This is a genomic window from Nostoc sp. C96 (assembly GCF_059384975.1).
Genome location: NZ_CM182020.1, coordinates 447,973 through 473,007, shown reverse-complemented (window position 1 = coordinate 473,007; position 25,035 = coordinate 447,973). Strand labels below are relative to the sequence as shown.

The window sequence follows — 25,035 nt, the reverse complement described above, 5'->3', positions numbered from 1 at the left end:
CCTCAATCTTGATAACTTTAGCCTAACAGTAAATTATTGCTAATATGGTCATTTGCCATTTTGAGCATTGACTACTTATTGCTAACTTTTAACTTGGGATAAACAATGCGTTTATGATGAAATTGCTGCCAAACTTCCACAAAAATTTGGGCAATTTGGGTCATTTCATCTCGTGTTAGTCCTGAGTCTTGTAGTTGATTGTCCTGCCATCTGGCACGCAAAATATTATTGAGTGTGGTTAAAGCTTGTTCTGGTGTAACTTCTTTGAGCGATCGCAGTGCGGCTTCACAAGCATCTGCTAACATGACAATTCCGGTTTCTCGTGACTGGGGAATTGGGCCGTTGTAGCGAAAATCAGCTTCATCTAATTTGATACTGGGGTCGGCTTGAGCTTGCTGCTGTGCTTGATGATAAAAATAAGCAATCAGCATTGTACCCTGATGTTCGGGAATAAATGCTTGAATTGCAGTCGGTAACCAATGTTTACGTGCCATCACTAACCCTTCACTAACGTGCTTTTTAATAATTTCGGCACTTTTCCAAGGGTCTTGAATTTCTGTTTCATGTTTATTTGGCCCTCCCATTTGGTTTTCAATAAAACCTAATGGATCGTGCATTTTACCAATATCATGGTACAGAGTCCCAGCCCTGACTAATTCAACATTACACCCCAATTTTTTCGCAGCGGCTTCGGCCAGAGTCGCTACAAATAGGGTATGTTGAAAGGTTCCTGGGGTTGCTGTGGCAAGTTTTTTTAATAAGGGGCGATTGGGGTTAGCTAATTCAGCTAACCGAATGGGAGTAACTAAATCAAAGAGTTTTTCTAAATAGGGACTTACGCCCAAGGCGACGATACTCCAAGCTAAACCTGATAAAGTGAATAATCCGGCTGCTTGAAAGACCATGTACCAGCCTGTACCAAATGCTCCACCAAAGAATAAACTCAAAATTAGGTAAAGGCCACCTTGAGTTGCTGCAATAGCTACACCTAATATTGCTAATTCTTCCCGCGATCGCAATCTTTGAGCAATGCAACTACCTAATATACCTCCAGTTGCACCAGCAAACAACGCTATCTTACTGACTTCCAAACTTGTGGGTATAACTAGCAACAACAACCCGATAACTGTTGCACCCAAAATCGGGCTATAAAAACTCCCTAATAGTAAACCAACAGCACTCCAGGTAGTATGAACTATCCCCATTGCGATCGCGCCTGGGGTACTCAAAGTTAGCAGTAATATTAATAGGCGATCGCGTTGTCGTAATCGATGTTTATTGTGCTTTTCTACCCACACAAAAATCCCGATTGCACCTGTAATTATGACTGCTAACTTCGTTAACCCTAGCCAATTATTTTCCCGACGAATTAATTTATACTCTTCTAATACATCAAACTGCCAATCAGTAATTTTTTGTCCTTTACGGACAATTACCTCACCTTGCTTCACATTGACTATTACAGGTAAAACTCCTTCCATTGCTTGTTGCGCCTGGATGCGAGTTTTTGCTTCATCTTTTTTTAAATTGGGTTTTAAGACTGTCAATAACAGCTTCGATGCTAAAGCTTCAGCATCTTTTGGCACCAAATCTTGGATATGTATACTTACCGCCTTTTGTAAAATCTGATCTGGTAGTCCTTCGGGAATACCTTGAGTCAAAATGCGATCAGCAATTTGGCGAACTTGCGTATATGTAGATGACCAATCATCATCTGATAAATCTAAGATGACAGTTTGTTGATAAATTGTTTGTGGATTAGCAGTTTCTAACTGTAAAAGTTGCGCCTTTGCTTGGATATATCGTTGGCGGACTTGAGATATTTGCTGCACCAATGACAGTAAGTTTTGTGCTGAGGTGGTGATTCGGTAAGCGTCTAACTCTCCTACTACTAGTTGAAAGTCTTTACTTTGGGTGGTATTACTAGGTTTAGGTTGCTCAGAGGCTAGAGACTGGGTCAGGTTGAGAGAATTAGGTTCAGTCAGTGAGTGGTTTTGCTCAATGGGTGAACCTGTTGCTGATGGAAATAAAGGAAGATATTTGACAGATTTCTGTTTTTGCCTAGTTTGATTTTTTGGTAAAAGCTCTAATTTCTGTTTACTCTGATTTTCGACGGCTGCTAGTAGTGCTTTCCATTCGGAGTCAGAACAAGCACGTAAATATTGCTGGGTAGGTAAGGATAAAGCTGCGGTGTCCAAAAAAGGAAAAGAGCCAGCAACAGAGCGAATTTCATTACCTTGGTCGAGAAGTTGTTGCAACTCTTGGTTAATCTTGGCGGTGGTCGAAGTATCGACCATTAACACTGATGTAGAACTTTTACTAACAGCTTTACGTCTAGCTTCAGTTTGTTGTTGATTTTCAATATTGATAGAGTAGGGGGCTTTGAAAGTTTGTGGTGCGTAGGCTCCTATTTGCAGTTGGGGTTGGTTGTATAACTTATGGCCTAGCACTCCCGTCAGAGATACAACTGCGATCGCAAAAACCACAGAAGAACGTTGTTCATGTACCCAGCCTAAACCGACTGCATTAATTCCAGTCTGAGTTTTGATCGATTTTGCCATTGATCTGGATACCGTTGCTCGTTTATGTTGTTTGCTGTGGTGGCTGAATTTGCACAAAAACCGAGGAAAATTATGGAGAATATTTGTTTGAGGTTGGCCTCGGCCGCTTTGGCTATTTTGACGTTGCTTAACTAGCCAACCCACTGGGCGATATCTAGCTGTAGAACGCCGCCAGTCAGTTAAGTGCTGGGTTAAGGACTGAAAAAATGGCTGCTTTTTCATTACCTCTGGCTGCTGACTTTGATAGGTCAGAACAAAGTTTTTTTAATAAACGTTTAAGCTTGAGTCGGAATTAGTTGACCAAGATAATTTGAAATATCTGCTGACAGAATCAGGTTGAGGTAAAAACTGAAATAAAATTAGAAAAACAATCAGTATTAGTGTTGCTGAGATTGATCAGGATTAATTGCTGTTTGGCGCTAGATTAACGTGTCCGAATAACCCGTGGGGCTGCAAAGACAGAAACAGAATTTTGTTTGTCAAGGATTATATATCCTTCTTGGGGAAATTGTTTTGAATGTAGGGATAGGTTATACACTCCTGACCATACAGCTAAAAGTGCATCGGTCAATTCTAACATTTGTGGATAATTGACCAGTATCCCAGTAGAGTTATCGGTTGATAAGTGCAGAACTCCCAACTGCGGAGGAATCCCAGCTGTACTGTTGTAGGCTCCAGATAAACTACCTGCGATCGCACCGATAATTGGCGCAGGTAAAAGTCTTAGTGAATTGTGATTTGCCCGCAAGACTGTCAAACGGAAGTCTTCTATGGTACTCAGAAAGCAGTAAAATGCTATGGCGATCGCCGTACTAGTTTTGTCTTCTGTACTTAACTCTGCTTTGACTTTTTCTAAGCCTGCATGATTTGTTAACAAATCATTAACTTGTAATAATTTTTTTGGGAATAGTGTTGGTGTCTCGCCAACAAAACTAATTATTTGGGTTATGAGGGTTTGAGGATTTAATTTTTCAGTTAAAGATAGAGCGATCGCATATCCTACTGCTAATATTCCATCTCGTACAACTGGGTCATTTCCCCAAAGTTGGTACGTATACAACAACTGAGATCGCAACTTTAGCGGATTGTCATGAAAAAAAAGTGCCACTGGTAAAGTGGCTAAAATAATTTCTGAAATGATACTCTTACTAAGATTTAAGTTAGGTAGTTCTTTTTGCTGACGCTGTTTCCAGTCATCTAAATCTAATTTGCCTAATGCAATGAGACTTTCAGTCCCCAGAACCATTAATTTGCCAATCTCAGAGAAAGCTTGAGGTGTTTGCTCTCCAGATTTGGCTAAATTTGCACCTAATAAAGCCCCTAATAAAGTACCTCTAAATCGGCTGAACAGTGAATAGCGCATATCTAAAGTATGAAGTATAAAGTGTGAAGTCTGAAATTTCAGCCTTTACAATTTATAGCAGTCGCAGCATAAATTAGGGCATTTTTAATTACTCAAAACTTAGCAGCAACTGAATTTATACTCAGCGCTTTGCTATATTTCATCCTTTCGCAAATGATGCACTAAAGCCTGTAAGCCTAACAAATAGCTTTGTTCGCCAAAACCGCTGATTTGTCCAATAACGACAGGCGCTATATAAGAATGATGGCGAAAATCTTCTCGACGGTAAATATTGCTGAGGTGTACTTCAACTGTGGGTAGATTAACTGCTGCGATCGCATCTCGTAATGCCACACTCGTATGTGTATATGCTCCAGCATTAATCAAAATTCCCTGGTATTTACCTAAAGCTTCATGAATCGCATCTACCAAAGCTCCTTCATGATTAGACTGCATGGTAAAAACACTTGCTTGTACCTGTGCCGCTTTTTCTTGCAGTAAACGGTTAATTTCAGCTAAAGTTACAGCACCATAAATTCCTGGCTCTCGCTGTCCCAGCAAATTTAGGTTTGGCCCATGCAGTACCAAAATGCTTAAAGGTTGCACCCTCAATTTTCAGTCCCTTCCGGTTTAACGACGACGGGAGCGTTCATTGACAGGAATCGGAATCAGTTCCGGTTCCGGTTCAGCTTCTGGCCCAAGCAGGGCTTCAATCAGCTTGCGTGCCATTTCCTTCAGCTTTTCCAGTACCTTTTCTATATAGTCCATGAACTGACCGCTCCTGAGTTACTACCTATTGTAATTAAAAGCCATGCGGAAATTGGCTTTATCTTACACGTTTTGCTGCTAAATTGGCTAATCCAGAATTTTTGATTACTGGCGTTAGCCATTTTGAAAATTTCCAGTTGTGATTTCCCTTACTTTTTAGAGTATCACATCAGCAACCTAATGAACTGCATTTAGCTAAGGATGGGTATGTTGTAGAAATAGTCAAGGGTCATTAGTCAATGGTCAATGGTCAAGAGTGATTGATCATTAGTTATGATTTCTAGACTATGGACTATAGACTTTTGACTCTTGGCTAATAACTAATTGGATGAATCATTCTTTTTGGCAGCAGTCTTGGATGACTTGGCGGTTGATTTAGCTCCTGAGCTAGTTGTTTTGCTGGTTTTGCGGGTAGATTTTTTAGATGAGGAAGTTTTACTAACTAACAATTCCAGAGCTTTAGATAGTGTCATATCTTCCACCGACTGTCCTTCTGGCACACTCACATTAGTTTTGCCATGCTTAATATAAGGGCCGTAAGGGCCATCGTAGATATTCACGGGTGAATCATCTTCTGGATGGTTCCCCAATTCCCGTAAGGCTGCTTTAGATTTGCTGTTAGCAGAACTGCGCCCTTTTTTGGGTTCTGACAACAATTCCAATGCTCTTTCTAAAGAAACTGTTAAAACATTATCCGCTGCTTTTAACGACCGATAATCTTTACCTTCTTTTCCTTGGTCATGAACTATGTAAGGGCCATAGGGGCCGATACTAGCTTGGATTCTGCCACCTGTAGCTGGGTGGGTTCCCAAAACGCGGGGAAGGGCTAAAAGACCAACAGCTATTTCTAGAGTGACATTTTCTTTCGGCACATTTTTGGGAATGGAGGCTTGTTTTGGTTTAGGATTTTCTTCTGTTTTGTCACCCAATTGGACATAAGGGCCGTAAGTGCCAATTTTGATATAAATCGTCTCACCTGTTTCTGGATGGCGACCGAGTTCGTCAGGGCCTGTAGTTTTTTGCTTCAGCAAAACTTCTACCTGTTTGGGGTCGAGGTCAGCTGGCGTTAAATCTTTCGGAATGGATGCGGTGACTACACTTTCACCATTTTCCACTTCTATATAAGGCCCATATTTGCCGATGCGGACTTTCGCGTCTAAATTTTCTAATTCTACGGTTCTAGCTTTAGTCGCATCAATTTGACTTTTCTGTTCTTTGACTAGGGTTTCTAAACCTTTGTCACCTAAATAAAATTCCCGCAGGTAAGGTAACCAGTTAGCTTCACCGTCAGCAATATCGTCTAAGGTTTGCTCCATTTTGGAAGTAAAGCTGGGGTCGACAATATCCGGGAAGTGTTTTTCTAATAAGCTGGTGACTGCAAAGGCGGTAAAGGTGGGAATTAAAGCATTACTCACCAATTGGGCATAACCTTTATCAATGATTGTCCCAATGATGCTGGCGTAGGTACTCGGACGACCAATACCTTCACTTTCTAAGGTTTTTACCAAAGTTGCTTCGGTGTATCTGGCTGGTGGTTGAGTTTCGTGATCAACTGCTTCCAGTTCTTTACAGTTTGGATGATCCCCAACTTTGAGGTTTGGCAAGATAATTTCTTGGTCTTCTAGTGCGGCTTCGGGGTCGTCAGAACCTTCGACGTAGGCGCGTAAGTAACCAGGAAAGTCGATGCGTTTACCAGAGGAACGGAAACCAGCATCTTCAACTTGCAACTGTACAGTAATTTGAGTTTGGCGGGAGTCGGCCATTTGACAGGCGACGGTACGCTTCCAAATTAAGTCGTAAAGAGCCAGTTCTCGACCGCTTAAACCTGTTTCTTGGGGCGTGCGGAAGGTGCTACCTGCTGGGCGAATGGCTTCGTGGGCTTCTTGTGCGCCTTTAGATTTGGTGGTGTATTGCCGGGGTTGGGGGCTGAGATATTGCTTACCGTAAAGCTTTTCTACACAGTCACGGGCAGCTGCGATCGCTTGTTCTGACAAATGCACCGAGTCTGTACGCATATAGGTAATATACCCTTGCTCGTACAAGTTTTGAGCAATCCGCATGGTGTCCCGTGCTGAAAGGCGTAGCTTGCGGTTTGACTCTTGTTGCAAGGTTGAAGTGGTGAACGGTGGCGAAGGCTTACGAGTGACTGGGCGTTCTTCGATGTCTGTGACATTCCAGGTTTTGCCAGCCAGTCTTTCTTTCAGCGCTACAGCCTCCGCTTCTTTAAGCAATACAACATTGCGTCCAGCCGTAATTTGCCCTGTGTTGGGGTCGAAATCACTGCCGTTAGCTACTTTTGTGCCGCCCAATGTCACTAACTGGGATGTAAACGGTGCTTTGCCCTGTTCTAAGTACGCTTTTAGATCCCAATATGTCCCTTCACGGAAGGCGCGGCGTTGGCGTTCTTTTTTCACCAATAACCGCACGGCTACCGACTGTACCCGCCCAGCAGATAATCCCCAGGCGATTTTTTCCCACAGTAAAGGAGAAAGGGTATATCCAACTAAGCGATCTAAAATCCGCCGTGTTTCTTGGGCGCGGACTAACTGCTCATCGATATTTCGGCAGTTTTTCAAAGCTTTTTTAATCGCTTCTTGAGTGATTTCGTGAAAAACCATCCGCTTGGTAGGAACCTTGGGCTTAAGCAACTGGTATAAATGCCAACTGATGCTTTCTCCTTCGCGGTCTTCGTCAGTTGCCAGGATGAGTTCAGTTGCCTCTTTCAGGGCATCTTTCAGCTGGGTAACAATTTTCTTTTTGTCTTTGGGGACAACATACACCGGTTCAAAGTCTGCGTCTACATTTACCCCTAACTGCGCCCATTTTTCACCTTTGATAGTGGTGGGGATTTCACTTGCTGACTGGGGTAGGTCACGGACATGACCCATAGATGCTTCTACCCGATAGTCTTTTGGCAGGTAGTTACGAATGGTACGAGCTTTTGTGGGAGATTCGACGATGACGAGAGTTGACATGGAAATTTTTTAAAAAAGATAGCTGTTAAGCTAAACAGTCAAGTTGGGGCAAGTTCTGTGAAATGTCAAGAGAAAATTTCGAGCTTGAGGGCTTTGATTTCATCCTTACACAAACTGCCTGTGAGTGCGAAAATCGCCAAACTTCAGGTGCAGTCTTTCCTAAAGCATAGGATAAAGAAACGTTGGATATAAATTTCCAACTATTTCCATCTTTAACTTATCTCAGGCATAATTGGCGACTACTGTGGGCAAAATACCGCTGAAATGTAATGCTACTCTACTTTTTAGAGTTCCTTGAGTTTGAAGCATTAGTATTGATAGTAATTGATTTTCTCTGAGTGGTATGCTGCTCCCTTTATATTTTTATAGGTTATGCCAAAATCAGACTTGAGATGAAAACAAAGTAGGGTTAATGCTCTGTTACTAAGAGTTAAGACTATGAAAGCGATTCGTCAAGGTGATGTTATTTTACTCCCTGTGCAGCAAGTTGATGGGCAAAAACTACCTCATTTAACTTTGGCAGAAGGGGAAGTGACCGGACACAAGCATCGAATTAGTCAAGGACTGGCAGAATTATCGCAAAAGGATGGCAATCTTTATTTACGTGTTGTGTCGGAGACAGCGTTGTTGACTCACGAAGAACATCAGGCAATTCCTATCCCTCAAGGTAACTGGATAGTTAAAATTCAGCGTGAGTATGAGCCGGAAGGTTGGCGATATGTCGCTGATTGAAAAACTCACACCTGAGCAAGAGGCTTTGATTCCAGTTTATCGAGAGAAGTGGCGGAAAATTGCGCTGTCTACGGAGCGGATTGATAGAGAGAAAGCGGCTGAAGCTGTGAAAGCTGTTTATCAATTTATGGGCTTCAATGAGCCGGAAATTGTATTTTTTGATAGCCCTTATGCAGCTTTAAAAGAATTTGCACGGCAATTAGATAATTCTTTATTTCACCAAAGCTCTTACAAAATTGAAGAAAAAATAACTGATTCAATCAAAAATCAGATACATTTTCAAATAAAAGTTAAAAAACTAGATATTTTACTTAACCAAGAAGAAATTAAGTATTTAAGAAATAATATAGGTCAAATATTTTTTAGCGGCATTTTAACGATAAAGCTCAATCAAGATATTTATGGTATTTATAATACAGAGTTTAGTGTTTTTGATTTAAATTATATATCATCAGAAACATGGGTCTTCAAAGCTAGTTATATTGATTTTTTTATATCTGAATTGAATTGGGATTTATCTCAACAAGATTGGTTTGTATTAGAAAATCTAATTAAAAATTGTGGTTGGATATTTCCTGATGAAGATATAGCGATTATATGCGATCGCCCGCTTCATCTCCGCTTTGATAACGAAAACCGCCTCCACGCTGAAGGTGAACCAGCAATTGAATATGCTGATGGCTATAGCCTTTATTCTTATCATGGTGTTACCTTACCTGAAAAATACGGTAATATTCATCCTCAGCAATGGGAAGCTCAATGGCTATTAACAGAAACCAATGCTGAACTACGACGAGTACTGATTCAAGGTATTGGTTATAGTAGCATTTGCCAAGAGTTACAAGCTATCGAATTAGATAATTGGGCTGGATATACCCTTTTAAGAATTGATAATGATTTTATTGATGTTGAACCAATTTTGTTATTAAAAATGACTTGTCCCAGTACAGGTTTTATTCATGTTTTACGTGTTCCCCCAAATATGGTGTCAGCCCGTGAAGCAATTCGCTGGGTTAATTGGGGACTTGATCCAGATGATTTTATAATAGAAACTTGAAAGTAGTTATTTTATTCGTGAATAGAAGATCCCCGACTTCTTAAAGAAGTCGGGGATCTGAATCCCTCTAATTTATTTTTAATATTTATAAATCTTGGAAACTGAACCAGAAAATACACCACAATCTATTAATTTCACACCTGACTACACTCAAAATTATGGCTCAATTTATTTAGGCGATAGTCGAGAACTAATTAAATTTTTGCCAGAAAGCAGCGTTAACCTGATTTTGACATCGCCTCCCTTTGCTTTGACTCGCAAAAAAGAATATGGCAATGAAAGTGCGGAAAAATATATTGAGTGGTTTCTACCTTTTGCTGATGAATTCAAAAGAGTTTTAACAGATAATGGCTCTTTTATTTTAGATTTAGGTGGTGCTTATCTTCCTGGTAATCCTGTACGGAGTCTTTATCAATACGAACTATTGCTGAGATTGTGTAAGGAAGTCGGCTTTTTTTTGGCGCAAGAATTTTACCATTACAACCCATCACGATTACCTACCCCGGCTGAGTGGGTGACAATTAGAAGAATTCGGGTAAAAGATGCGGTTAATGTTGTTTGGTGGTTGTCTAAAACAGCAAACCCCAAAGCAGATAATCGAAAAGTTTTAAAGCCTTATAGCCAAAGTATGCAGAGATTACTCAAAAATGGCTATGAAGCGAAAATGCGCCCCAGTGGGCATGAAATTTCGGATAAGTTTCAAAAAGACAATCAAGGTGCAATTCCACCAAATTTATTAGAAATTCCCAACACAGAGTCAAATAGTCTTTATTTACGTCGCTGTAAAGCTGGAGGAATTCAGCCCCATCCGGCACGGTTCCCTCAGGGGTTTGCTGAATTTTTCATCAAGTTTCTAACTGATGAAGGCGATATGGTTTTAGATCCATTTGCGGGTTCAAACACAACTGGTTTTGTGGCTGAGACTTTAAAACGCCAATGGATTTCTTTTGAAATTAATCAGGATTATGTTGTGGGGAGTCGTTTTCGGTTTGTTGAGTAGCCAAATCTATTGAGAGTCAAAGTTAAAACTTATTAATTTTTACTTAAATCTCTCCATCTACTTGCATTTTATGAACCTGATCTGCCAATTCTTGACGGTTTTGATCGTCAAGCTTATCAATCGCTAACATCCCCATGAGGATGACTTCTTTGAGAGTTAAACGAGTTGAATGTGCCTGTTTTTGCACAATCTCCTTAATAATCGGACTAACACCGATCGCTGTACTAGCTCTAGCCACAGAACAAATATATAACATTCAAGACACCGCCTAAATCTTAGCATTTCCCTCTAAGTTGTTCTATATATCTGTTATTCGATTTAACTTGACTCAAAAGAATAATTACTTATTTAAACGTAACTCCGCTATTTTAAATAGGTTTTACCTTTATTTTTAGCTGTTTTTGCAGCCTGCTTTTTCAATTTATAAGTATATATTTATTAATGGCTAAATTTTTAACTCAGTACAAAAATAGCGATCGCTGGCAAAAAACTCTAACAACCTGATTAAATACATCTCTCTGAACAAACACTTAGGCAGAATACTGTCATCCAGCAGTAGAATCAATTTACGTGTATTTAATTACGTTAAAATCTTGGTATACTTAGATAAAATATCGTAAGCTACAGTAAATATATTGACTGATTAAGTCACAATATAAAGTATCTGCAAAGAGCTAACCTAACCAATTAACTAATTTCTAGAAATCCTGTAATGCTGCGGTAAATTCATTGCAATTACTCAGAAACTTCTGTTTTTAGAAAAAGTTGCGTTAAAGAGATTATGAATTCCAAATGTAATCTTGTTAAACTGCTTTACAGTACTACTCAGTGTAAATAAAAATAATAACTTAACCGAGAGAAATTCATCCTGAACACAGGTAACAAATGCTGTCATAAGGGAAAGTACTAAGTATGAGGAGATACAAAGCGATGAGGCACAATTATCTGTTGGCAGTAGGCTTGTTAACAGGATTGGCAATACCAGCATCGACGCTTCCACCTCTATTAAACATATTGTCAGTAAATTCTAGTTACCTGTGGAATTCAAAACATCATTCGCTGTTAACAGTAGATCAAAAAAATCTTCCCAGTGTTGATACATCTTTACCAGAATTCCGCTACCAAGTTTTACAACATATAAAAAGTTCGCACTCAACAGTGGGTGAAAAAACTATTCCCAGTGTTGATATCTCATCAGAAAATTCGCCGTTGACAGTTGATGATAAAAACGTTTCCAGTCTTGATGAATCTTTACCAGCAATTAGTGAACCAGGATTTTTAGCACCAATAGAATCACTATTTAATCGCAGTCCCCAATCACCAAATCTGCCCCTAACCTCTGGTTATCAACTGTATTATCAAAGATTAGCGGCCTTGAAAACTGGTCAAATTTATACACGTAGATATGATGACTCCCCATCTTTTTCCGAGTCGAACAAACAGCGCCAATTAACTTACGAAGATTGGAAAAGTTTATTAGCTTTAGAAGCTAAAGCTGTGACCAAGGGTCAAGGTAACAATCATCTAAGTATTATGGTTGGGGATTCTTTAAGTTTGTGGTTTCCCCCTGAAAAACTACCAAGTGGTAAACTCTGGCTAAATCAAGGTATATCTGGCGATACATCTGGTGGAATTTTAAAAAGATTGACAGCTTTTTCAGCTACCAGACCAGAAATTATTTACATCATGGCGGGGATTAACGATTTACGCAAAGGGGTAAACGATGAAACTATTTTGCAAAATCACCGCCAGATTATTCGCCGTTTGCGAAAGGAACACCCAAAAACGCAGATAATTGTCCAATCAATTTTGCCTACAAGCTTACCAACAATTTCTAATAGCCGAATTCGTCGGCTTAATTTTCAACTTTCCCTAATTGCTAAACAAGAGGGAGCGAATTATTTAAATATTCATGATTGGTTTACGGATTTTGAAGGCAATTTACGTTTAGAGTTAACCACAGATGGGTTACATCTTTCCCAAGAGGGGTATGATGTTTGGCGCTCGGCACTAGAACAAGTCGAGTATAAGCTGACTCAGGGTAAATATGAGAGATTGCGATCGCAGTTTTAAAATTTATGGAAATTAATGATAGTGATGCTATTGCCATCCGTGCTGTAATTGAAAGCCAATTAGCAGCTTTTCAAAAAGATGATGCTCAAACTGCTTTTACTTTTGCCAGTTCGGGAATTCAAGAACAATTTCAAACCCCAGAAAGCTTTCTGCGGATGGTAATGCTGAATTACCCGGCTGTATACCGTCCTCGCTCAGTAGTTTTTGAAAAAATTACTACTATTCAAGAAAATATTACTCAGCCTGTGTTATTGCTGAGTCCTCATGGTGTACCTTTGAGAGCATTGTATTTTATGGAACAGCAACTTGATGATACTTGGAGAATCAACGGTTGCATTTTAGTATCGGTAGAAGCGGAAATTATTTAATTATTAGTCAATAGTCAAACCCGGATTATATTTTAGCTCCTAAAATTTCTTTATTTAAGACTTGATTTAACTTGCCGCTGCGATAACCTTCTAAGTCAAGGGTGACGTAAATAAAGCCAAATTCTTGAAATGCAGAAACCAGAATTGGTAAATCAATTGCTAAAACAAAATCTTTGATTTTTTCTGGTGCTAATTCAATACGTGCGGTATCACCTTCAGAACGTACACGCAAATTCTCCCATCCGAGTTTTCGTAGATAAATTTCGGCTCTACCAACTCTTTGTAATTTAGCTACTGTAATTTCCTCACCGTAAGGAAAGCGGGAACTTAAGCAAGGTTGAGCAGGTTTGTCCCACCAAGGTAAACCAAGGTGTTGTGAGAGTTGGCGGACTTCTAATTTTGACACACCAACTTCTGCTAAAGGCGATCGCGCACCGCGTTCTTTAGCGGCTTGAATTCCCGGACGATAATCGTGTAAATCATCAGCGTTCACCCCATCCACTACGTAGGGGTAGCCGAACTGGATAGCTAATGGTTTGAGTGTGTCGTGCAATTCACTTTTGCAAAAATAGCAGCGATTGACAGGATTGGCTGTGTAATTAGGATTTTCCATCTCGTGTGTTTGAACAATTTGATGAGAAATCCCAATAGTTGCGGCTTGAATTTTTGCGTCTTCTAATTCTTCTGGTAACAGCGAAGGCGAAACTGCTGTTACAGCCATTACGCGATCGCCTAAGACATCATAAGCAATTTTGGCAACCAAAGTGCTATCCACACCACCAGAATAGGCAATTAAGGCGCGTTCCATTTCACCAAATAAGGCTTTTAATTGCTCTAGTTTTTCAGTTAATTTCATTTTGAATTCCTGACAAAAGCTTTACATTTCCCCACAAATTCCATTTTAGGGGTGTAAAGAAAATCTGTGTTTTAGCTGTTCTCAGTTGCCGACTCTTGAGGTGGTAATTTAATATACTTAGCTACCAAAGCCGCCAAAAGTGGTAAGTCCAGAGGTTTGGAGATATATTCATTTACTCCAGATGCTATGCAAATTTCGCGATCGCCTTTCATCGCCATTGCAGTTTGAGCAATTACCGGAATCATTTGATATTCAGGCTGTTGTCGTAGTTGCTGCACAACCTTCAGTCCATTTTCATCTGGTAACTGAATATCAATTAAAATTAGTCCTGGTTTTTGTTGTGAAAGAATTGCCCTCATTTCTGTAGCATTTTTAATCCAAGTTACCTGATAACCCAACCTCTCAAGAAAAGTTTGCATCAACTTACCATTAGGTAGATCATCTTCCACTAACAAAATGCTGAAGTTAGAACTAGGAACGACATCCAAAGATACAGGTGTAATATCTTCTGCATCTATTTGAGCTTGCCTATTGTCCTCCACTTCTGGGAGTGGTCTAACAGGAAGGATAATAGTAAAACGCGAACCACAGTTAACATCCGATTCTACTTCCACAGAACCGCCGTGAATTTCTGCGAGTTTCTTCGTCACAACTAAACCTAAGCCTGTACCTTCATCACGAGTAGTTACAGAGTTAGCAATCTGAAAATAAGGTTGAAAAAGTTGCGCTTGGTCTGTTTTAGAAATTCCAATCCCCGTATCCCAAACTGTGAAACTGACCAATTCACCTTGAGGTACAACTTGTAAACCCACTTCTCCGGTACAAGTAAACTTAACGGCATTAAATAGTAAATTTAACAGCATTTGCTTGAGCCGTAAGGGGTCAGCAATTAAAGTTTTAACTGTAGAGTCTAGTTCTAAGTGCAGTTTTAAACCTTTGTTAGCCGCTTTCTCTTTGACTAATGCCAAAACATTACGACACAGTTCTGGTACATTTATTTCTTCTTGTTGTACTTCTAACTGATTGGCTTCAATTTTGGAGAGGTCTAAAATGTCATTAATCAGTGCTAACAAGTGTTTGCCACTAGACTGAATGATATTTAAATATTCTTGATGGCGTTCTCTGGTTGGTTCGTAACCTTGAGCTAACAATAAATGGGTAAACCCGATAATAGAACTCAATGGTGTGCGAATTTCGTGGCTGGTATTGGCCAGAAATTGATTTTTGAGTTGATTTGTCCTTTCTAGTTCTTGATTAGAACTACCAATATTTTGAGAGAGTTGCTGCCAAGATTGTATTTGTTTAAGTTGTACCAGAGCATCAGTACACTGTTGGGCGACTCTGGTGAATAATTGTGACTTAAGTTGTATCTGTGATGCTGTTAGCAGTTCACGCGGTGCTTTAGCAATAATTAACCAGCCAATAATGTCAGAATCGATGGTTAAAGGCCAAGCACTAGGCGGTTGCTGATTTGCAAGATGTTGCAAATCCTCAATTTCCATCACCTGTGTCAATTTTAATTGCAGTTTTTTGCCTTTTTGAGGCATGACTTCTACGACTGGAGATGGAGAAGAAGAAATATAACCAACTTTAACAGATGTTGTTTGTGGTTGAGGTAGAGCGATCGCTACTCTACTATTGTTCAAAGCAATGTCGAGTTCATCGACCACTGTTTGAAAAATCTCGGCTTCTGTAGCTTCTACCTGTACAGTAGACGCAGAAGCGGAAAGTAGGTAATCATTCAGGCGACTTTGCAACTTGTTCAAGCTGCTCTCTAACCATAACTCCGCACGGAGTTGTTGAATTGTTGCCAACAGTGTTGGCGATGTATCTACCTGTGAGTTTTGTTCTGGTAAGCTTGAATACTGCTGCATGGTCAACTAGACCGCTGAACAAGTTTAGCCTGGCGCAAAATTGCGAACAAGATTCTATGTATATTAGCTCACAAATCTTTATTGTTCACAAACTCTAACTTTTACTGTTTATGGTAACAGACGTAACAATAGTTTTTGAATAAATCACTCAAGTCTAATTTTTTTAGAGGAACTTATTTCGTAAAAAATCATGGATACACAAGTTATACAACTAATTGTTAATGGTATTGCTTTGGGGAGCATTATTGCTCTAGCTGCTGTTGGTCTGACTCTTACCTACGGGATTTTACGGTTATCGAATTTTGCTCATGGTGATTTTCTGACTTTAGGAGCTTATTTGACTTTGTTGGTAAATGCTGCTGGAGTAAATATCTGGCTATCAATGATTTTGGCAGTAGTAGGAACAGTTGCTGCAATGCTGTTATCAGAGAAGTTGCTGTGGTCAAAGATGCGCTTGATTCGTGCTACTTCCACAACACTGATCATTATTTCTATTGGTCTAGCCTTATTCCTCCGCAATGGCATTATCTTGCTTTGGGGAGGCAAAAACCAAAATTACAATGTTCCTGTCACTTCTGCTTGGGATTTGTTTGGTGTCAAAATCCCACAAAATCAATTGTTGGTGTTAGGTCTAGCCGTTTTAGCAATTGTAGGGCTGCATTATCTCTTACAAAACACGAAGATTGGTAAAGCAATGCGAGCCGTGGCAGATGATTTAGATTTAGCCAGAGTTTCGGGTATTAATGTTGAGCAAGTTATCCTTTGGACTTGGCTGATTGCTGGGACGCTCACATCTTTGGGAGGCAGTATGTACGGTTTAATTACAGCTGTGCGCCCAAATATGGGATGGTTTTTGATTTTGCCTTTGTTTGCTTCAGTAATTTTAGGGGGAATTGGGAATCCTTACGGAGCGATCGCCGCAGCTTTTATCATTGGTATTGCTCAGGAAGTTAGCACTATTTGGCTGGGTTCTCAATACAAACAAGGTATTGCCTTACTGATGATGATTTTGGTGCTGCTCATCCGTCCTAAAGGTTTATTTAAAGGCACAATTTGAGCAGCACCAACTCATTCTGACTATTGAATGATGTTGAAGTAGTAAGCTGCTACTAAGAAGTTAACAGCTAAAAGCAGCAATGCCCAACCTGTACGAAATGGGTAGGGCGGTTTTGCTCCACTGTCTGCAACGGGGGAATTCTTGCTTTGAGTAGCCATAAAGGGTTCTCCTAAATGTCATGACTTTTTCAGAAATACCAAATAGCTGCACCAATTAGCCACATTCGTTAAAAATATTTGTCTAGCGGGGGAAAAGTGCTGTTAGCGGTAGCGGGGCGTTCAGCCCGTGCTGAGTGCTGAGTTAAGTATCTTCTCCTGCATGGTAGGAACTGCGAACCAGCGGCCCGGAACGGACATGGCTGAATCCCATTTTCCATGCTAGGCTGCCCAGATGCTCAAATTCCTCTGGAGTCCAGTATTTTTGTACTGGCAGATGATCTAAAGAAGGACGCATATACTGACCAATAGTTAAGCGATCGCATCCTACAGTTCTTAAATCTGCCATTGCTTGGATGACTTCTTCTATTGTCTCTCCATGTCCCAGCATTAAACCAGATTTGGTGGGAATAGTCGGGTCAATTTCTTTAACTATAGCCAAGACTCGCAGTGAGCGATCGTATTTTGCCCCCCGACGCACTGGGCCTGTTAACCTTTGTACTGTCTCAATATTGTGATTAAAACAAGCGGGTTTAGCTGCGACAATTATGGCAATTCGTTGACTTTGTAATCCCTCTGTTGCACCTGCGCCACCCCAAAAATCAGGTGTTAATACTTCAATTTGGGTTTCTGGGTTTAACTGCCTGATAGTTGCCATTGTTTTGACAAAGTGTCCAGCACCTTGGTCTGGCAAGTCATCTCGTGCCACAGAAGTCAGAACTACATAACGCAATCCCAGAAGCTGCACTGCCTCTGCTACCTTTTGTGGTTCTTCTGAGTCAAGCGGCATTGGTGCATGGCCTTTATCAACTTGACAAAAAGCACAAGCACGGGTGCAAGTTGACCCCATTAGTAAGAAACTAGCCGTTTTTTGGGCATAGCACTCTCCCCGGTTAGGGCAACGTCCTTCTTCACAGATTGTATGAATTTGGCGCTGCTTAATAATATGTTGAACGGTGGAAATTTCGCTGGCTTTGCCAATAGGGCGACGTAACCAGCTAGGCATGGCTATAATTTCTGACTTAAATTGGCCTGGTTGTAACGAAGTCATAAATCCTAAGTAAATTCCAAGATAAGCTGAGGTAGGTTTTTCTACATTCAGGCTGATGTTTCCGGGTTTTCCTCACCGATAATCTCACAACCCTGGATTTTTCGTCTCACTGCCTCAGTTTTATCAATAAAACAAATTTCCAGGTTTAAATATCACCATGACATAAACTACTCCAACTACGGGAGCAAGTTTTAGAAAATACTGTTAACAAAGCTATTTATACCGAAATATACTATTCCCCAATCCATAAAAAATTTAGATATAGTGGGATGACTCTCAAGGTCAAGCGGCATAGCCGTGATTAAACTTAAAGTTTCTGTTAGAGAAATCAGTCGTGGCCAGCAACAAAATTTTAGTTATCGATGACACTACCGTTGTCAGGGTAAAAGTACGAGAAATGTTACCTCCGGGTAATTTCGAGGTATTAGAAGCTAAAGACGGGGTGGAAGGTCTCAATTTTATTCGTCAAGAAAAACTCAGCTTGATCATGTTAGATTTCCTACTACCAAAAATGAGTGGTTGGGAAGTTTTTCAACAAATTCAAGCCCATCCTGATTTAAGAAAGATTCCCTTAGTGATCATGTCTGGTCGTAAGGAAGAAGTTACCGAAAAAATCCCGGAACCATTTGAATACTTTGATTTTCTGGGGAAACCATTTGATAAAAAGCAATTGATTGATGCAATTAAATCAGCTATGGCTAAGGCCAAGCTACCGCGTCAAGAACCAGCTTTAGTGGGAGCCGTTGCGGCTAAAAATGGTGTTAATACAAGTGTAGCTAGTACAAGTGCGATCGCTGATCATGACACAATAACTACTGTTAATGTTAACAACTCTCCTTTACCAACAACACCTAATGTTGAAACAGCTTCCTTAGCAGAAATTCAAGCCCTGAATGAGAAAATAGTTCAAATGCAAGCTGAAATCGATGGCTTGAAAAAGCAGTTAGCTCAGGTCGTAACCTTTATTAAACAGAAAATTAAATAAAATTCAGGTTGAATTTTATCTCTGTTACATTTAATAGTTTGTTGTCAAAATTCTCATTCAATTTGGGTTAAAATAGCAGTCTTTTCTAGTTAAAAACTGGAATAAGTACTAGCAATGCGTAGATTTCTTGAAAGTAATAACATTACTAGTAGCGAATGCTTGGGATTCTTAATTTAGTAGAGGTATTACCATACCCTATCTCTACTAAATTATATTTTTGAAGCTAAAAATTTATTTTATGCTGGTTTTATTTTAACTTATACTCTTAATAAAGATGCAATTTATCAGTTGTTGTAGAGACGTTGTATACAAATTCTCTACATGATTTATCTGGTACAGTCTTATATTAAATTAGTATTACAAATATTATTAAATAATACATATTTTTTAGTTTTTATTAATAGTTTATATGTTTATTGCATAACCCAGAATTTTTTTAATTAATTTAAAGAACAATTTTGCTTTCTCTATGAGATTAAGAATTGATTTATGGGAATACTGAAATAATAGTAATTAAACTTAGGCACAAGCTGAGATGTTAACAGTATCAGACACAATATATCCTATAGTTGGCTATCAAATTACTGAGCAAATATACTCTGGTAGCAAAACCATAGTTTATCGTGGTGTTAGAGAACAAGACCAAAAAGCTGTTATTCTCAAACTGATGCGGAATGAATATCCGACATTTACAGAAATTGCTCAATTTCGTAATCAATACACTATTACTCAAAATCTAGAAATTCCTGGAATAGTCAAACACTATAGCCTCGAAAACTACCGTAACGGCTATGTTTTGATCATGGAAGATTTTGGTGGTATATCTCTCAAAGAATGGCGTTCAAAAAAATATGCAATTGGTGAGATTTTTCTTTCATTAAACGAATTTTTTAATATTGCTATTAAAGTCACAAAAACTTTAGAACTACTCCATCGCCATCGGATTATTCATAAAGATATTAAACCTGCTAATATTTTGATTCACCCAATGACTGGAGAAATCAAAATAATTGATTTCAGTATCTCTACACTTTTACCAAAAGAGATTCAATCACTTACTAACCCTAATATTTTAGAAGGTACTTTAGCTTATATTTCTCCCGAACAAACGGGACGGATGAATCGAGGTATTGACTACCGTAGTGATTTTTATTCTTTAGGTATAACTTTTTTTGAACTCCTGACTGGAAATTTACCATTCATCAGTTCTGAACCGATGGAACTAGTTTATTCTCATATTGCCAAAGAGCCACCAAAAGCAAATACTATTAATGCCAATATTCCATCAATTCTCTCTGAGATTATTAGTAAATTAATCGCTAAAAATGCCGAAGATCGCTATCAGAGCGCTCATGGACTCAGACATGACTTAGAAATCTGTCAAAATCAATGGCTAGAGACTGGAAAAATTTTGCCTTTTACATTAGCACTTAAGGATATATTTAGTCAATTTATTATTCCAGAAAAACTGTATGGACGACAACGTGAAATCGAAACTTTACTGAGTACTTTTGAGCATGTAGCTAGGAATCAAACAGCAATAATTTTAGTCAAAGGGTCGTCTGGTATTGGTAAAACTGCGGTAATTAATGAAATCCATAAACTAATTGTTCGGCAACGTAGTTATTTTATTAAAGGTAAATTTGATCAGTTTCAACGTGATATACCATTATCAGCTTTAATCCAAGCATTACGAAATTTAATTGGGCAATTATCGGCAGAAAATGATGCCCATATTCAAGAATGGAAAGATAAAATTTTGTCAGCACTAGGAACACAAAGTCAGATAATCATTGATGTGATTCCTGAATTAGAAAGAATTATTGGTAAACAACCACAGATTGTAGAGCTATATGGCAGTGCAGCCCAAAATCGTTTCAACTTATTATTTCAAAGATTTATTCAAGTTTTTACTACAAAAGACCATCCTCTAGTCATATTTCTAGATGATTTACAATGGGCAGATAATGCTTCTTTAAAATTTATTCAATTATTAATGAGTGCCAATAACTCTTCAAATATTGTTAGTGAAACACATGATATAGATGAAAACCAAGGTAATATCTTACTAATTGGTGCATATAGAGATAATGAAGTTTCTAATATACATCCTTTAGTTTTGGCATTAAATGAAATTAGCGAATCGGGAACCACACTTAATCAGATTCAACTTTTACCATTAAATCAATCTAGTTTAAACTATTTGATTGCTGATACGCTTCGTTGTTCTGAAGCCTTATCTATACCCTTAACACAAATGGTGTTTACTAAAACTCAAGGAAACCCATTTTTTGCTACGCAGTTTCTTAAAGGATTATATGATGATGGACTTATAAGTTTAAATTTTGAACTTGGATACTGGCAATATGATCTAGTAAAAATTAAACATCTAATATTTACAGATGATGTCGTAGAGTTTATGGCAATCCAAATAGAGAAATTACCACAAACTACTCAGAATATTCTAAAGCTTGCTGCTTGTATTGGTAATGAATTTGATTTAAAAACTCTCGCAATTGTCTTTGAAAAATCTGTTATAGATACTGCATCAGATTTATGGCCATCATTAATCGATGGTCTAATAATACCTCAAAATGATGGATATATTTTTTTAGCGAATGATGATTATCATAAATTAGATATAATTAATCATTCTAATATAAATAAATCAACAATTAATGATTACCAACTTCCTAAATATAAATTTGTTCATGACCGTGTACAACAAGCAGCTTATTCTTTAATTGCCAAGGAACAAAAGCAATTAACTCATCTAAAAATTGGCTTGCTTCTATTAAAAAACATCCCAATAGAAGAAAGAGAAGAAAAGATTTTTGAACTGGTTAATCAATTTAATATGGCAGTAGAGTTTATTACCAATCAGACTCAGCGTGATGAACTAGCCATAATGAATCTTACTGCTGGGCGTAAAGCTTTAGCTTCAACAGCTTACTCAGCAGCATTTAAATATTTAGATACAGGAATTAAACTGCTGATAGACAATAGTTGGGCTAATCAATATGAACTAACTTTAGCTCTATGCGAAACAGCCGCAGAGGCGGCATATCTAAATGGTGATTTTGAACAAACAGAGAAACTTGTTCAAATAGTTTTGTTAAATGCTAAAACAATATTAGATCAAGTAAAAGTAATTGACATTACTATTCAGGCATACGGAGCGCAAAACAAAGCATGGGAAGGTGTCAAAGCTGGACTAGATTTTCTGAAGTTATATGGAGTTGAATTTCCAGAAGACCCTAGCACGTCAGATATTGAACAAGCAATCAATAAAACAGCCACATATTTTATTAATAGAAGTATTGATAGTTTAATAAATCTGCCAAATATGGAGGATGCAGAAGCCCTGTCAATAATGCGTATTTTATCTAGTATTATTGCATTAGCCTACACTGTAATTCCTGAACTTTTTCCCTTAATGGTTTTGAAACAGATACATTTATCTATTAAATATGGTAACTCTTCTTTCTCTACCTATGCGTATGTTTGTTACGGACTCATACTATGTGGCGTAATAGAAGATATTGAATCTGGCTATAAATTTGGGGAATTAGCTACAAAATTATTATCTAAATTAAATAACAAAGAAATAAAAGCTAAAGTTATTCAGACATTTTATGCCCATGTCAGACACTGGCAAGCTCCTGTTCGTGAATCTTTAAAACCTCTTTTAGAAGCTTATTCTGCGGGTTTAGAAGTAGGCGATTTAGAATTTGCGGCATATTCTTTAAAAGCATCTTGCTATATTTCCTACTTTAGTGGTAAAACACTAAATTCTCTAGAAAAGGAAATAGCAAACTACAGTTATGCCTCCAAGCAAATCAAACAAGATAGGGTATTTTACTGGATTGAAATTTATCGACAAACTATTTTAAATTTAAAAGATAATGTTCAAAATCCTTGCTATTTAATTGGTGATGTTTACAATGAAGAAAAATTAATTTCTATTCATGTACAGGCTAATGATATCAATGCTCTTTTCTATTTATATTTATGTAAGCTGCATTTATGTTATTTACTAGGAGAATATACTCAAGCAATTGATCATGCTGTAAATGCGAAACAGTATTTAAGTGGGGGAATAGGTCAATTTGCATTGCCTCAATTTTTCTTTTATGATTCTCTAGCTTGGTTGGCTACATATCATGATGTTGAGCTATCTAAACAAACCCAAATATTGACTAAGGTTTCAGCTAGTCAAGAAAAAATGCGGAAATGGTCGCTCAATGCTCCAACAAATTATTTAAATAAATTTTATTTAGTAGAAGCTGAGAGATGCCGAGTTTTAAACCAGTATCTTGAAGCAATAGATTTCTATGATCTCGCTATTTCTCTATCTAAAGAAAATGAATTTATTCATGAAGAAGCTTTAGCGAATGAATTGGCTGCTAATTTTTATTTGGTTTGGGGTAAAGAAAAGATTGCTAAACCTTACCTGATTGATGCTTACTATGGTTATGTGCGCTGGGGAGCATTAACTAAAGCTCAATATTTGCAGAAACGCTATCCTTATTTACTTGCTGCCATTATCCAAGAAGAAAAACTCAGCCAATATCTCAACCAACATAGCGAAGTAGAGTTATATACATCTCTAACTCACAATATACAAACTTCTCTCAGCAGTAATGAAACTGTTGTTAGTTCTAACACTAGTATTTCAGATATGCTAGATTTGGCATCTGTCATTAAAGCTTCGCAAGCGTTGTCAGGAGAGATTAATCTTAAAGATTTGTTGTCAACTTTGATGACAGTTGTAATGGAGAATGCAGGTGCTTCTAAATGTGTTTTAGTTTTGAATGAAGCTGATAACTCAGGCTTTACTGTTAGTGCTATCAGTTCTCTTACTAATTTAGAATTTATTCATACAGAATTTCCTTTAATTTCTTTAGAGTTTTGCAATGATGTTCCAATCTCTGTAATCAACTATGTTAAACGTAGTCGAGAAATATTAGTGATTGATGATGCTATAACTCAAGCATTTCTAGCAACAGACCCATATATTCTCCGTGAACAACCTAAGAGTCTGTTGTGTATTCCTATGATTAATCAAAATCAATTGCTGGGGATACTTTATTTAGAAAATAATTTGGCTACTGGTGCATTTACAAATAATCGCTTAGAAGTTCTCAAACTTTTAACCAGCCAGGCTACAATCTCTCTTGAAAATGCTAAACTTTATGACAATTTAAACCAAACTAAGCAGCAATTAGAAGAATATAACCATAATTTGGAAGATAAAGTTGCAGAAAGAACAAACGAACTTAAAGATAAAAACTATAGCTTACAACAAGCATTACAGGAGCTACAAAGAACTCAGGCACAATTAATTCAAAGTGAAAAAATGTCTTCTTTAGGTCAAATGGTAGCAGGCATTGCCCATGAAATTAATAATCCAATTAATTTCATTCATGGCAATATTATTCATACCAGTGACTATGTTGCTGATTTACTTGAGTTAGTAGATATATATCAACAAGAATATCCTCATCCAACACCAATTGTTACTGAAAAATTTGAGGAAATAGATTTTGATTTTTTAGTAGAGGATTTACCAAAAACTATCGATTCTATGAAAATGGGAAGTTCGCGCATTCGTGATATTATTTTAGGCTTGCGTAATTTTTCTCGTTTAGATGAAGCAGAAATGAAACCTGTTGATATTCATGAAGGTATCGAAAATACTTTGATGATTTTGCAAAATCAATTAAAAGAAAAAAGCAACTTACCCGAAATACAATTAATTAAAGAATATTCATTTTTACCACAAGTAACTTGTTATGCAGGTCAATTGAATCAAGTATTTATGAATATTCTGAGTAATGCGATTGATGCTTTAAGAGGTAGTTTCGCAAATAATCAAAGTAAGCAAAATCATGATGATCCTCAAATTAGGATTTGTACAGAATTAACAGAATTTCAGACTATTAGAATTAAAATTGCTGATAATGGTAATGGCATACCAGAAGATATTCGTCAAAAAATATTTGACCCATTTTTTACCACTAAAGCTGTAGGAAGCGGTACTGGTTTAGGTTTATCCATTAGTTATCAGATTGTAGTTGATAAACATCAAGGAAATTTAATTTGTAATTCTGAATTAAATCAAGGAACTGAGTTTGTAATTGAAATACCAATGGGATAAATTTAATGTGTACTAATTAAA

General features: G+C 37.9%; 18 protein-coding genes. 8 read left to right on the top strand and 10 right to left on the bottom strand.

Going from position 1 to position 25,035, the window contains the following annotated elements:
• Window positions 1–71: 71 nt before the first annotated feature.
• From AC504W_RS02045 to topA, 5 genes are all read right to left on the bottom strand, one after another.
• On the bottom strand, window positions 72–2,783 hold the full coding sequence (locus AC504W_RS02045) for an HD family phosphohydrolase (protein WP_494875976.1): 2,712 nt from the start codon (window positions 2,781–2,783) through the stop codon (window positions 72–74).
• A 202-nt stretch (window positions 2,784–2,985) separates the two neighbouring features.
• Window positions 2,986–3,924 carry an ADP-ribosylglycohydrolase family protein gene (locus AC504W_RS02040; RefSeq protein ID WP_494875975.1) on the bottom strand — a complete coding sequence of 313 codons (939 nt, stop codon included), beginning with the start codon at window positions 3,922–3,924 and terminating at the stop codon, window positions 2,986–2,988.
• 132 nt (window positions 3,925–4,056) lie between these two features.
• The gene (gene aroQ / locus AC504W_RS02035) at window positions 4,057–4,509 is read right to left on the bottom strand and encodes a type II 3-dehydroquinate dehydratase (RefSeq protein WP_494878531.1); all 453 of its coding nucleotides are present in this window, start codon (window positions 4,507–4,509) and stop codon (window positions 4,057–4,059) included.
• A 24-nt stretch (window positions 4,510–4,533) separates the two neighbouring features.
• Entirely contained in the window at window positions 4,534–4,671 is a 138-nt protein-coding gene (locus tag AC504W_RS02030) for a hypothetical protein (RefSeq protein ID WP_015113375.1), read from the bottom strand.
• Between the two features lie 320 nt (window positions 4,672–4,991).
• Window positions 4,992–7,646, bottom strand: coding sequence for a type I DNA topoisomerase (gene topA, locus AC504W_RS02025; RefSeq protein WP_494875974.1), 2,655 nt, complete (start codon window positions 7,644–7,646; stop codon window positions 4,992–4,994).
• Window positions 7,647–8,084: 438 nt separating this feature from the next.
• Here topA and AC504W_RS02020 point away from each other — a divergent pair, with 438 nt between their 5' ends.
• The 3 genes from AC504W_RS02020 (at window position 8,085) to AC504W_RS02010 (ending at window position 10,435) form a co-directional block, all read left to right on the top strand.
• Window positions 8,085–8,378, top strand: a complete 294-nt coding sequence (locus AC504W_RS02020) for a DUF8820 family protein (RefSeq protein WP_494875973.1) — start codon at window positions 8,085–8,087, stop codon at window positions 8,376–8,378.
• Window positions 8,365–9,435 (top strand): DUF6745 domain-containing protein, encoded by a 1,071-nt coding sequence (locus AC504W_RS02015; protein ID WP_494879521.1) that lies wholly within the window; start codon window positions 8,365–8,367, stop codon window positions 9,433–9,435. Before AC504W_RS02020 ends, AC504W_RS02015 begins: the two co-directional genes overlap by 14 nt.
• 94 nt (window positions 9,436–9,529) lie before the next feature.
• Window positions 9,530–10,435, top strand: a complete 906-nt coding sequence (locus AC504W_RS02010) for a DNA-methyltransferase (RefSeq protein WP_494875970.1) — start codon at window positions 9,530–9,532, stop codon at window positions 10,433–10,435.
• A 43-nt stretch (window positions 10,436–10,478) separates the two neighbouring features.
• Here the strand turns inward: AC504W_RS02010 and AC504W_RS02005 are convergent, their stop codons facing one another.
• Window positions 10,479–10,691, bottom strand: a complete 213-nt coding sequence (locus tag AC504W_RS02005) for a hypothetical protein (protein ID WP_015113380.1) — start codon at window positions 10,689–10,691, stop codon at window positions 10,479–10,481.
• 674 nt (window positions 10,692–11,365) lie between these two features.
• Here AC504W_RS02005 and AC504W_RS02000 point away from each other — a divergent pair.
• Complete coding sequence (locus tag AC504W_RS02000) at window positions 11,366–12,508, top strand: SGNH/GDSL hydrolase family protein (RefSeq protein WP_494875969.1); 1,143 nt, start codon at window positions 11,366–11,368, stop codon at window positions 12,506–12,508.
• Between the two features lie 5 nt (window positions 12,509–12,513).
• Window positions 12,514–12,876: a DUF4864 domain-containing protein gene (locus AC504W_RS01995; protein WP_494875968.1), complete on the top strand. Its 363-nt coding sequence runs from the start codon at window positions 12,514–12,516 to the stop codon at window positions 12,874–12,876.
• A 25-nt stretch (window positions 12,877–12,901) separates the two neighbouring features.
• Here AC504W_RS01995 and larE read toward each other — a convergent pair whose 3' ends face one another.
• Together larE and hrmK are read right to left on the bottom strand one after the other, a co-directional pair.
• On the bottom strand, window positions 12,902–13,732 hold the full coding sequence (gene larE, locus AC504W_RS01990; protein WP_494875967.1) for an ATP-dependent sacrificial sulfur transferase LarE: 831 nt from the start codon (window positions 13,730–13,732) through the stop codon (window positions 12,902–12,904).
• A 71-nt stretch (window positions 13,733–13,803) separates the two neighbouring features.
• Window positions 13,804–15,606 carry a hybrid histidine kinase/response regulator HrmK gene (gene hrmK / locus AC504W_RS01985; RefSeq protein ID WP_494875966.1) on the bottom strand — a complete coding sequence of 601 codons (1,803 nt, stop codon included), beginning with the start codon at window positions 15,604–15,606 and terminating at the stop codon, window positions 13,804–13,806.
• 190 nt (window positions 15,607–15,796) lie between these two features.
• Between hrmK and AC504W_RS01980 the strand changes: the two genes are divergently transcribed.
• The gene (locus AC504W_RS01980) at window positions 15,797–16,663 is read left to right on the top strand and encodes a branched-chain amino acid ABC transporter permease (RefSeq protein ID WP_096584466.1); all 867 of its coding nucleotides are present in this window, start codon (window positions 15,797–15,799) and stop codon (window positions 16,661–16,663) included.
• A gap of 20 nt (window positions 16,664–16,683) precedes the next feature.
• Here the strand turns inward: AC504W_RS01980 and AC504W_RS01975 are convergent, their stop codons facing one another.
• Together AC504W_RS01975 and lipA are read right to left on the bottom strand one after the other, a co-directional pair.
• The gene (locus AC504W_RS01975) at window positions 16,684–16,821 is read right to left on the bottom strand and encodes a photosystem I protein PsaX (RefSeq protein WP_096584468.1); all 138 of its coding nucleotides are present in this window, start codon (window positions 16,819–16,821) and stop codon (window positions 16,684–16,686) included.
• 142 nt (window positions 16,822–16,963) lie between these two features.
• Entirely contained in the window at window positions 16,964–17,869 is a 906-nt protein-coding gene (gene lipA / locus AC504W_RS01970; protein WP_494875965.1) for a lipoyl synthase, read from the bottom strand.
• A 334-nt stretch (window positions 17,870–18,203) separates the two neighbouring features.
• On the opposite strand from lipA, the gene AC504W_RS01965 reads away from it, so the two are divergent.
• Both AC504W_RS01965 and AC504W_RS01960 read left to right on the top strand, forming a co-directional pair.
• Window positions 18,204–18,854, top strand: coding sequence for a response regulator (locus tag AC504W_RS01965; protein WP_494875964.1), 651 nt, complete (start codon window positions 18,204–18,206; stop codon window positions 18,852–18,854).
• A 535-nt stretch (window positions 18,855–19,389) separates the two neighbouring features.
• Window positions 19,390–25,014 (top strand): trifunctional serine/threonine-protein kinase/ATP-binding protein/sensor histidine kinase, encoded by a 5,625-nt coding sequence (locus tag AC504W_RS01960; protein ID WP_494875963.1) that lies wholly within the window; start codon window positions 19,390–19,392, stop codon window positions 25,012–25,014.
• Window positions 25,015–25,035 lie beyond the last annotated feature (21 nt).

Coding starts and splice junctions, on each gene's coding strand:
- AC504W_RS02045 (WP_494875976.1), bottom strand. CDS start 2,783: ATGAAAAAGCAGCCATTTTTTCAGTCCTTAACCCAGCACTTAACTGAC.
- AC504W_RS02040 (WP_494875975.1), bottom strand. CDS start 3,924: ATGCGCTATTCACTGTTCAGCCGATTTAGAGGTACTTTATTAGGGGCT.
- AC504W_RS02030 (WP_015113375.1), bottom strand. CDS start 4,671: ATGGACTATATAGAAAAGGTACTGGAAAAGCTGAAGGAAATGGCACGC.
- topA (WP_494875974.1), bottom strand. CDS start 7,646: ATGTCAACTCTCGTCATCGTCGAATCTCCCACAAAAGCTCGTACCATT.
- AC504W_RS02020 (WP_494875973.1), top strand. CDS start 8,085: ATGAAAGCGATTCGTCAAGGTGATGTTATTTTACTCCCTGTGCAGCAA.
- AC504W_RS02015 (WP_494879521.1), top strand. CDS start 8,365: ATGTCGCTGATTGAAAAACTCACACCTGAGCAAGAGGCTTTGATTCCA.
- AC504W_RS02005 (WP_015113380.1), bottom strand. CDS start 10,691: ATGTTATATATTTGTTCTGTGGCTAGAGCTAGTACAGCGATCGGTGTT.
- AC504W_RS02000 (WP_494875969.1), top strand. CDS start 11,366: ATGAGGCACAATTATCTGTTGGCAGTAGGCTTGTTAACAGGATTGGCA.
- AC504W_RS01995 (WP_494875968.1), top strand. CDS start 12,514: ATGGAAATTAATGATAGTGATGCTATTGCCATCCGTGCTGTAATTGAA.
- larE (WP_494875967.1), bottom strand. CDS start 13,732: ATGAAATTAACTGAAAAACTAGAGCAATTAAAAGCCTTATTTGGTGAA.
- hrmK (WP_494875966.1), bottom strand. CDS start 15,606: ATGCAGCAGTATTCAAGCTTACCAGAACAAAACTCACAGGTAGATACA.
- AC504W_RS01980 (WP_096584466.1), top strand. CDS start 15,797: ATGGATACACAAGTTATACAACTAATTGTTAATGGTATTGCTTTGGGG.
- AC504W_RS01975 (WP_096584468.1), bottom strand. CDS start 16,821: ATGGCTACTCAAAGCAAGAATTCCCCCGTTGCAGACAGTGGAGCAAAA.
- lipA (WP_494875965.1), bottom strand. CDS start 17,869: ATGACTTCGTTACAACCAGGCCAATTTAAGTCAGAAATTATAGCCATG.
- AC504W_RS01960 (WP_494875963.1), top strand. CDS start 19,390: ATGTTAACAGTATCAGACACAATATATCCTATAGTTGGCTATCAAATT.